Origin of the sequence: Nocardia higoensis NBRC 100133 (genome assembly GCF_000308595.1) — a bacterium.
In the GTDB taxonomy this organism is placed as follows: Bacteria; Actinomycetota; Actinomycetes; order Mycobacteriales; family Mycobacteriaceae; genus Nocardia; species Nocardia higoensis.
This window is the reverse complement of sequence record NZ_BAGA01000052.1, coordinates 1-9,105: the sequence shown is the minus strand read 5'-3', so window position 1 is coordinate 9,105 and position 9,105 is coordinate 1. Positions and strand designations below refer to the sequence as shown.

The 9,105-nt window shown below is 69.0% G+C and carries 8 protein-coding genes and 1 pseudogene; 1 reads left to right on the top strand and 8 read right to left on the bottom strand.

What is annotated here, in order from left to right; genetic code table 11:
• From ON26_RS06565 to ON26_RS06545, 6 genes are all read right to left on the bottom strand, one after another.
• Positions 1 to 835, bottom strand: an 835-nt coding sequence (locus ON26_RS06565) for a sulfate/molybdate ABC transporter ATP-binding protein (RefSeq protein WP_040795093.1), incomplete at its 3' end; no start/stop codon positions are given.
• Positions 836 to 857: 22 nt separating this feature from the next.
• Positions 858 to 1,664 carry a sulfate ABC transporter permease subunit CysW gene (gene cysW / locus ON26_RS06560; RefSeq protein ID WP_040795092.1) on the bottom strand — a complete coding sequence of 269 codons (807 nt, stop codon included), beginning with the start codon at positions 1,662 to 1,664 and terminating at the stop codon, positions 858 to 860.
• Positions 1,661 to 2,461: a sulfate ABC transporter permease subunit CysT gene (gene cysT, locus ON26_RS06555; protein ID WP_085998959.1), complete on the bottom strand. Its 801-nt coding sequence runs from the start codon at positions 2,459 to 2,461 to the stop codon at positions 1,661 to 1,663. The genes cysW and cysT overlap by 4 nt, the downstream gene beginning before the upstream one ends.
• 129 nt (positions 2,462 to 2,590) lie before the next feature.
• Positions 2,591 to 3,637: a sulfate ABC transporter substrate-binding protein gene (locus tag ON26_RS06550; RefSeq protein WP_040795090.1), complete on the bottom strand. Its 1,047-nt coding sequence runs from the start codon at positions 3,635 to 3,637 to the stop codon at positions 2,591 to 2,593.
• A gap of 197 nt (positions 3,638 to 3,834) precedes the next feature.
• Entirely contained in the window at positions 3,835 to 3,924 is a 90-nt protein-coding gene (locus ON26_RS35055; protein ID WP_324188356.1) for an Ms4533A family Cys-rich leader peptide, read from the bottom strand.
• 150 nt (positions 3,925 to 4,074) lie between these two features.
• Positions 4,075 to 4,344: a hypothetical protein gene (locus ON26_RS06545; protein WP_040795089.1), complete on the bottom strand. Its 270-nt coding sequence runs from the start codon at positions 4,342 to 4,344 to the stop codon at positions 4,075 to 4,077.
• A gap of 81 nt (positions 4,345 to 4,425) precedes the next feature.
• Between ON26_RS06545 and ON26_RS06540 the strand changes: the two genes are divergently transcribed.
• Positions 4,426 to 6,411 carry a glycoside hydrolase family 15 protein gene (locus ON26_RS06540; protein WP_083883803.1) on the top strand — a complete coding sequence of 662 codons (1,986 nt, stop codon included), beginning with the start codon at positions 4,426 to 4,428 and terminating at the stop codon, positions 6,409 to 6,411.
• Between the two features lie 19 nt (positions 6,412 to 6,430).
• Here the strand turns inward: ON26_RS06540 and ON26_RS06535 are convergent, their stop codons facing one another.
• Together ON26_RS06535 and ON26_RS06530 are read right to left on the bottom strand one after the other, a co-directional pair.
• The gene (locus tag ON26_RS06535) at positions 6,431 to 8,221 is read right to left on the bottom strand and encodes a dynamin family protein (protein WP_040795088.1); all 1,791 of its coding nucleotides are present in this window, start codon (positions 8,219 to 8,221) and stop codon (positions 6,431 to 6,433) included.
• 74 nt (positions 8,222 to 8,295) lie between these two features.
• Positions 8,296 to 9,105 (bottom strand): annotated as a pseudogene (locus ON26_RS06530) (hypothetical protein); the annotation flags it as partial.

Sequence of the window (9,105 nt, the reverse complement as noted above, 5' to 3'; positions counted from 1 at the left end):
CGACGCGCTCCACCGTGGCCCTGGTGACGCCCGCCGACTCGGCGGTGCCCTCGTCCGCGGCCAGCGCCATGCTGGGGTCGCGGCCGACGCGGATGTCGTGCGGGCGCACCATGTGGCCGTTGAGCCGGGCGACGTCGCCGAGGAAGGACATGACGAACTCGTTGGCGGGCCGGTCGTAGACGTCCTCGGGGGTGCCGACCTGCTCGATGCGGCCCTTGTTCATCACCGCGATCCGGTCGGCGACGTCGAGCGCCTCCTCCTGGTCGTGGGTGACGAGCACGGTCGTGACGTGCACTTCCTCGTGCAGCCTGCGCAGCCAGGTACGCAGGTCCGCGCGGACCTTGGCGTCGAGCGCGCCGAAGGGCTCGTCGAGCAGCAGCACCTGCGGGTCGACCGCCAGCGCCCTGGCCAGCGCCATGCGCTGACGCTGACCGCCGGACAGCTGCGCCGGGTAGCGGTGCTGGAAGCCGTCCAGGCCGACGATGCCGAGCAGCTCGTCCACCCGCTTGGCGATCTCGGCCTTGGGCCGCTTGCGGATCTTCAGGCCGAAGGCGACGTTGTCGCGCACCGTCATGTGTTTGAACGCGGCGTAGTGCTGGAAGACGAAGCCGATGTCGCGCTTCTGCGGCGCCACCCGGGTCACGTCCTTGCCCGCGATCACCACGACGCCGTCGTCGAGCGTTTCGAGGCCGGCGATCGAGCGCAACAGCGTCGACTTGCCCGAACCGGACGGGCCGAGCAGCGCGGTCAGCTCACCGGAGGGGATCTCGATGGTGACGTCGTCGAGCGCGGCGAAACTGCCGTAGTTCTTGCGGGCGTTGGTCACGGTGATCATGAAATGCCTCCGGCGCGGGTGATCATTTGGCGTCCCGCTTGCGTTCGAGAACGGTCATCAGCAGCAGGGTCACCAGGGCGATGCCCATCAGCAGGGTGGCGGCGCAGTAGGCGCCGAAGGTGTTGTGGTCGTTGATGTAGCGGCCGTGCACCAGCAGGGTCAGCGTCTGCGACTTGCCGGGCAGCGCCGAGGACACCATGATCACCGCGCCGAACTCGCCGAGCGCGCGGGCGACGGTGAGCACCACGCCGTAGGTCAGGCCCCAGCGGATCGCGGGCAGGGTGATCCGCCAGAACGTCTGCCACTTGGAGGCGCCCAAGGTGGCCGCGGCCTGTTCCTGGTCGTCGCCGATCTCGTGCAGCACCGGTTCGACCTCGCGCACCACGAACGGCAGCGTCACGAAGATGGTCGCGATCACCATGCCGGGCAGGCTGAAGATGACCTTGAAGCCGTAGGACTCCAGTCCGCCGAACCAGCCGCCCGCACCCCACAGCAGGATCAGGGCGACGCCGACGACCACCGGCGAGACCGCGAACGGCAGGTCCACGACGCCCTGCACCAGATTGCGCCCGGGGAAGCGGCCGCGCACCAGCGCGAGGGCGGTGATGACGCCGAACACGACGTTCAACGGCACCACGATCGCCACGATGAGCAACGACAACTGGAACGCCGAGATGGCCGCGGGCGTGGTGATCGAATCGATGAACGCGCCGATGCCGTTCTCGAAGGTGCGCCACAGGATGATGATCAGCGGCAGCACCAGCAGCACGAACAGATAGGCCAGCGCCACCGTGCGCAACGACAGGCGGGTCAGTGGTGAGGTTTTCATCGGCTCGACTGTTCCTTGCGCGCGGAGCGATCGGCCAGGAAGCGCAGCAACAGCAGCGTCACGAAGGCGATCAGCAGCAGGGCCACCGACACCGCGGCGGCGTTGATCGGGCGGTCGATCTCGATCTGCTTCTGGATGTACTGCGAGGCCATCTCGGTCTCACGCGGGATGGCGCCGCCGATCAGGACCACCGAGCCGTATTCGCCGATGGCGCGGGCGAAGGCCAGGCCGCCGCCGCTGATGATCGCCGGGGTCAGCGCGGGCAGCACGATCCGGCGGAAGGTCACCCAGTTGCTCGCGCCCAGCGACAGCGCCGCCTGCTCCACCTCACGGTCGGCCTCGATCAGCACCGGCTGCACCGAGCGCACCACGAAGGGCAGCGTCACGAAGGCCAGCGCGACGACCAGACCGGGCTGGGTGGCGTTGAGATGGATGTTCACCGGGCTCTGCGGACCGTAGAGCGACAGCAGCACGATGCTGGCCACGATGGTCGGCAGGGCGAACGGCAGGTCGATCAGCGCGTTGACCACGCCCTTGCCGGGGAACTCGTCACGGACGAGAACCCAGGCGATGAGCGTGCCCATCACGACGTTGATCACCGCGACCACCACCGACACGAAGACGGTGATGCGCAGCGCGTCGAGGGCGGCGGGCGCGGTAACCGCGTCCCAGAATCCGGACCAACCGTTCTCGAACGAGGTGACGGTCAGCGCGGCCAGCGGCAGCAGCACGATGATGCTCAGCCACAACACCGCCGTGGCGATCCCCAGCGGGCCGACCGAGCCGCTGACCCGCAGCCACGCCGACGGCGAGCGCCGGGGGCGTGGCTGTTTCTCTGCGAGGCCGACGCCGGATTTCGCTCCGGCGTCGGCGCTACTGCTGTCAGTCACGTTGATCCAGTATTCCGTGTGCTTCAGCTCACCAGGTCACCTGGTGGCGTTCTCGTAGATGACCGCGACCGAACCGGTGTCCGCGGTGAACAGCTCACTGTCGACCTTGGCCCAGCCACCGAGATCATCGATGGTCCACAGCTTCGCGGGGGTCGGGAAGTCGGCGGCGAACTCGGCGGCGACCTGCGGGTCGACCGGGCGGAAGCCGGCCGAGGCCCAGGCCTTCTGGCCTTCCGGGGTGAACAGGAAGTCGCGGAAGGCGACGGCCTTCTCCGGGTTCTGGGCGTTCTTCAGGACCGCGACCGGGTTCTCGATCTTGAAGGTGTCGGCGGGCACGATGTGCTCGATCGGGTCGCCGTTGCGCTCGGCGAAGATCGCCTCGTTCTCGTAGCTGAGCAACACGTCACCGGTGCCCTGCAGGAAGGTCTCGGTCGCCTCACGGCCCGACTTCGGCTGCACCTTCACGTGCTCGGGCGAGATCAGTTGGCTCAGGTAATCCAGGCCGGCCTGCGGGTTCTTGCCGCCCTCGGACTTCGCCGCGTAGGGAGCGAGCAGGTTCCACTTGGCCGAGCCCGAGCTGAACGGGTTCGGGGTGACGACCTCGACACCGGGCTTCAACAGGTCGTCCCAGTTCTGGATGTTCTTGGGGTTGCCCTTGCGGACCACGATCGCCACGACCGAACCGAACGGCACACCCTTGTCGGCGCCCGCGTTCCAGCTCTCGTCGACCAGACCGGCCTTGACCAGGCGGGTGATGTCGGGCTCGACGGAGAAGTTGACGACATCGGCCTGCGCGCCGTCCTTGACCTTGCGGGACTGATCGCCCGAGGCGCCGTAGGACTGCTGGATCTGCACGCCGGCGCCGGCTTCGGTCTTCTGGAACTCGGGGATGACCTTGTCGAACCCGGGCTTCGGGACGGCGTAGGCGTAGAGGTTGATGCTGCCCCCGCTGCCGTCGGCGCCGCCGCCCTCCACGGAATCGCTGGCACCGCCACCGCACGCCGTGAGGACGACCGCGGCGACGGTGGTGAGAGCGGCGGCGGCGAAGCGGCGGCGCGGAGCGAGCCAGGTTCTGCGAGACATCGGGGTGCCCTTTCGGTGCGTACCGCGACGACGCCGGGTGCGTCGGAGCGGAGACGAGCTGAGAATCGGGTAGACCTGTCGGCAGAGTTGTGACGACAGCGGCGCGTCTGCCGGCCGGGGGCCGGCGGGCACGGTCACGCCTGCATGGGTGCGCGCCGGTCTACGGGACAGGAAGCGCAGACGTGTCCGAACACGCTTCAGCGACAGAGAATGTCGGCGACCGCGAGATTGCCGACAGCGATCAACGCCAATTCATGGCGGACCTGCGGTACGGCGTTCGAAGACACGCGCAGACTCTAGCAGAGCGCGGACCGCGGTTCGAATCGAATGAATCTACTCCCCCACCGGCGCACGCAGAAATCAGCGGGTGAAGAACCAGGCCACCAGGACGAGCACCAGGAGGGCGACGAGAGCGAGCTGTACTCGCGAGCGCGGCATCAGTGCGCTCCGCTGTGCGCGGGTTCGGGCCGCATCGACTCGGCGGGCGACTCACCTGCCGGGAACCCGGCCGCCCGGGATCCGGTCGAGCCCTCGTTGCGGTCCCGGCCGAGCATCCGCAGGGCGGCGCGCAGACCACGGTCGAGCAGGTAGGCGATGGCGAAGCTCACCGGCACCATGCCGACCAGGACGACGAAGAACTGCGGAATGAACGGCAACCCCGCCACCCACAATTCGAAACCGTCCCACCAGCCCGCTATGCGTTCCACACTGCCAGCCTACTGCTCCGGGCACCGGACACAGGGAGCCGGGCGGTGGACGATGAGGGCGGTGGAGCCCGATGATGGGTTATGGCGTCGTATACCGAACCGAACGACCTGCCGATCCCGGCCGCCGTGCAGGACAACAATCCGGGCGCGTATGCCGGGCACCCGCGTCCCGCCACCTTTCCGCCGATCGACGACTACGCGTTCCTGTCCGACTGCGAGACCAACTGCCTGATCGCCTCCAACGGCTCGGTCGAATGGATGTGCCTGCCCCGCCCGGACTCCCCCAGCGTGTTCGGCGCGCTGCTCGACCGCAGTGCCGGGCACTTCCGCCTGGGACCCTACGGGTGCACCGTCCCCGCGGCGCGTCGCTACCTGCCCGGCGGCCTGATCCTGGAGACCACCTGGCAGAGCGCGACCGGCTGGCTGATCGTGCGCGACGCATTGGTGCTCGGACCCTGGCACAACAACGACCAGCGCAGCCGGACCCACCGCCGCACACCGATGGACTGGGACGCCGAGCACATGCTGCTGCGCACCGTGAAATGCGTCAACGGCACCGTCGAACTGGAGATGAGCTGCGAGCCCTCCTTCGATTACCACCTCACCTCGGCCGAGTGGGAGTACACCGGCAAGGTCTACGAGCAGGCCACCGCCGTGCCGAAGGACGATCGCAGCGGAGCTCCCGGCCTGGTGCTGACCACCGATCTGCGTCTCGGCCTGGAAGGCAGGCAGGCGCGCGCACGCACCCGGATGCGCGAGGGCGACCAGGTGTTCGTGGCGCTGACCTGGTCGGAGCTGCCCGCGCCCGTCACCTTCGCCGACGCCGCCGAGAAGATGTACCGCACCATCGAGAGCTGGCGGCAGTGGATCACGCTCGGAAAGTTCCCCGACCACCCCTGGCGCAACTATCTGCAACGCAGCGCGCTCACCCTGAAGGGCCTCACCTACGCCCCGACCGGCGCGCTGCTGGCCGCGGCCACCACCTCGCTGCCCGAACAGCCGGGCGGGCAACGCAACTGGGACTACCGCTACAGCTGGGTCCGGGACGCCAGTTTCGCTCTGTGGGGCCTGTACACCCTCGGCCTGGACCGCGAGGCCGACGACTTCTTCGCTTTCCTCAACGACGTGACCACCGGCGCCGACGGCGAACCCGTCCCGCTCCAGGTGCTCTACGGTATCGGTGGCGAACGCGAGCTCACCGAAGTCGAGCTGCCGCAGCTGACCGGATACGACGGCGCGCGCCCGGTCCGCATCGGTAACGGTGCGTACTGCCAGAAACAGCACGATATCTGGGGCACCATGCTCGACGCGGTGTACCTGCACGTGAGATCGCGCAGTCAGGTGCCCGAGACGCTGTGGCCGCTGCTGGAACAGCAGGTCGACGCCGCGATCGCGCATTGGCGCGAACCGGATCGCGGCATCTGGGAGGTGCGCGGCGAACCCAAGCACTTCACCTCGTCGAAAGTGATGTGCTGGGTGGCGCTCGATCGTGGCGCGAAGCTGGCGGCGATGCACTCGCAGTTCGAACGGGCGGCCGAGTGGGGGCGGATCGCCGAGGAGATCAAAGCCGACGTGCTGGCCAACGGCGTCACCGAGGAGGGCGTGTTCACCCAGGCCTACGGCAGCGACGCCCTGGACGCGTCCCTGCTGCTCGTCGTGCTGCTGCGCTTCCTGCCGCCGAACGACCACCGGGTACGCGCCACCGTGCTCGCGATCGCCGACCGGCTCACCGAGAACGGCCTGGTGCTGCGGTACCGGACCGCGACCACCGACGACGGGCTCTCCGGCGGCGAGGGCTCCTTCACCATCTGCTCGTTCTGGCTGGTGTCGGCGCTGGTGGAGATCGGGGAACTCCCGCGCGCGCGGCGCCTGTGCGAACGGCTGCTCGGCCTGGCCGGCCCGCTGAAGCTCTATGCCGAGGAGATCGATCCGCGCAACGGCAGGCATCTGGGCAACTTCCCGCAGGCCTTCACCCACCTGGCGCTGATCAACGCGGTCACCCATGTGATCCGCGCCGAGAACGACCAGGACGCGAGCGGGTTCCGGCCCGCCCATCAGCAGAACTGAACGCGGCAGGCGGGACGGTTCAGGCGGCCATGTCGGTCGCGCGGTCCCGCACGGCGCGCAGTTTGCCCAGCTGGGAGTTGAGTTCGGCGAGCCGGTCCTCGCGCCGGTCGCCGTACTTGCCGTAGGCCTCCTCGGCGACGCGCAGCGCCTCGTCGACAGCGCGCAGCGCCTGACTCGCGATCTCGGTGAAGTGGTCGCGCAGCGAACGCTGCATGGCGCGCAATCGGTTACGCGATTCCTTGCCGACCTGGAAGATCACATCGTCCATCAGCCGCGCCACCGCCACCTTGGCCTCGGCGCGCCTGCGCAGCTTGCGGTTCTTGCGGTCGTCCCAGATCGCGTTGATGCCGAGCAGCACACCGGCGCCCGCCGAATACCAGTTCACCAGCGACATGCCGAGCAGGCTGGTGGCCAGACCCACCATCAGGATGCCGCCGTAGGATCCGCGCAGGCCGGACAGAACCTGTTGCGTCACACCGGGATTCGCGCTGTCGAGCTCTTCCAACGGCGCGACGTGCTCGAGCACCTCGCCGGGATCGCTCAACCGCAGGTCCGGCAGCGGCGGCGGGCGATTGCCCGCGGGAAACTTCGAGGCCACCTGCTCGCACAACTCGACCGAGCGGTAGTGCGCCATGACGAAGTTCTCCTCGATGGCTTCGCAGATGCGAGCGTCGAGGTCGGCGCCGAACTCCTTCCAGTTGCGCGCCGGATCGGTCTGCGCGATCTCGGCCTCGGCGTCGCGCGCCAGCCTGCGCAGCCGATGCCGCAGATCGTGCTCGATATCGGCCATGAGCTCGCCCGCGCCGTCGGCCAGGGTGATCTGCCAGTTGGCGGTGCGCTGGCGCAACTGATCGGCTTCCTCGCGGGCGATGGTCAGCTGCTGGGTGATCTCGGCGCGCCTGCGCGGATCACGCAGGGACTCCGCCTCGGTGTAGAGCGTGACGGCGAGGTTGTCGGCGGTGAGCTGGATGTCGCGCAGGGCGGCCTCCCTGGCCACCGCATCGGCGCGCGAGATCACCTGATCACGCAGATGGTCGATCAGTTGCGGCACACCGGATTCCATGTCGCGGTGGATGTCCGCGGCCTCGCGGTGCAGCCGTGCCGAGACCGGGGCCACCGCGAATCCGAGCCCGGCGGCATCGAGCAGTTCCCGGTCCCGCTGCTGCACATGCGACCAGTGCGGATACAGGTCGATCTTGTTGAGCACACAGATGACCGTCGGGCAGAACTGCTGGATGCGCTGCAGGTAATCCAATTGCGCGGCAGACAGTTCCGCCGACGCGTCGGTCACGTAGAGCACGGCGTCGGCGGCGGCGATCATCGACCACTTCATCCGCTCGTCGCCGCTGCCCGGTGCGTCCATCAGGACGATGCCGTCGGCCAGCAACGCGCTCGGCTCGGTGCGTTCGGCGCGGACGACGCCCTGGACGGTCAGCATCGATCGCAGGTGCGCGGGATCGACGGGCTGACGTTCGCTGCGCCCCGGCCCGACGGCCTTGATCACCGACGCGGTCGGCTCGCTGCCGTACTCGACGATGACCGGCGCGCTCAGCTCGGCGTCGGTGGCGCTGACCGGCGCCCCGACCAAGCCGTTGACCAGCGTGCTCATGCCGTTCTTCGGGTCGCCGACGACGACCAGACGCACCCGCGGATCACTGATTCTGGCGCGGACCATGCTCAACCGGGCGTCCAGGTCGTCACGTCCCGCGGATCTGGTCATCTCCCGCAGTTCGTCGAGCATCCGGATGAGCGGCGTCATCGCGGCGGGATGTTTCACCGTCGCCGGCTCCAGCCCAGCTGCGGCAGACAAGCCTCCTCCTTACTCCTGCGTGGCGCGCTCGGATCGTTCGATGGGCGTGCTCCCCGTTGCCGCGAACGGCTCGATCAGTACAGCACCGGGTCGACCACGGATGCTCCCGGATGCAGATCCGCACCTACGTCCTCGGGCCACAGGCCCGCGCCGAGACCGCTCGACAGTGTCGCATGGTGAGCGGTCGCCGCATACGTCGAGTAGTGGTACGCGCCCGCGCCGTCGTCACTGATCGAGTCGAGATGCAGCGGCGAGTTGGTCGGGACGACGGCAGCCGTCGGCACGGCCACAGTGGGCGGGGCAGGCACATCCACGGTCGGCTGGGTGGCGCCACCGGGCACACCGGCGGTGGGCACGGCCTGGGTGGGGACGGTCTGGGTCGGGTGGGGCTGCTGGGTCGGCACGGTCTGCGTCGGCAGCGGCACGGTCTGGCTGGGCGTCGGCACGGTCTGGGTGGGCACCTCGGCGCTGGGCACGGTCACCGAGGGCGTGGGCACCGATACCGACGGGGTGGTCGAGGGCTGCGAACCGGTGCCGGGGAGGGGGAGATCATCGTCGGTGCCGGGCGCCGTGGTGATCGGGCCCGGTGTCTTCGTCGGCATGCCGGGGAGCGTGGTGGGCAGCCCGGGAGAAGTCGGGTCGCCGGTCGGCAGCGGGATGCCGGGGGTGGGGGTCGACAGGTCCGGGATCGGCAGCTTCGGGGTGAGCGGAGGCACGGTGGTGCCCGGGGGGAGGACGCCGGTGTCGCCGCCGCCGTTGTCCGGAACATGCACCGGCGGCGGCGTCCTGGTCGGCAGATCCAGCACGGCAGGAATCTGCGCGGCGGGCACGACCAGCGGCGACGGGTTGGCGAGTTGCCGATCACGTTCGCGATCGGGTGCGAC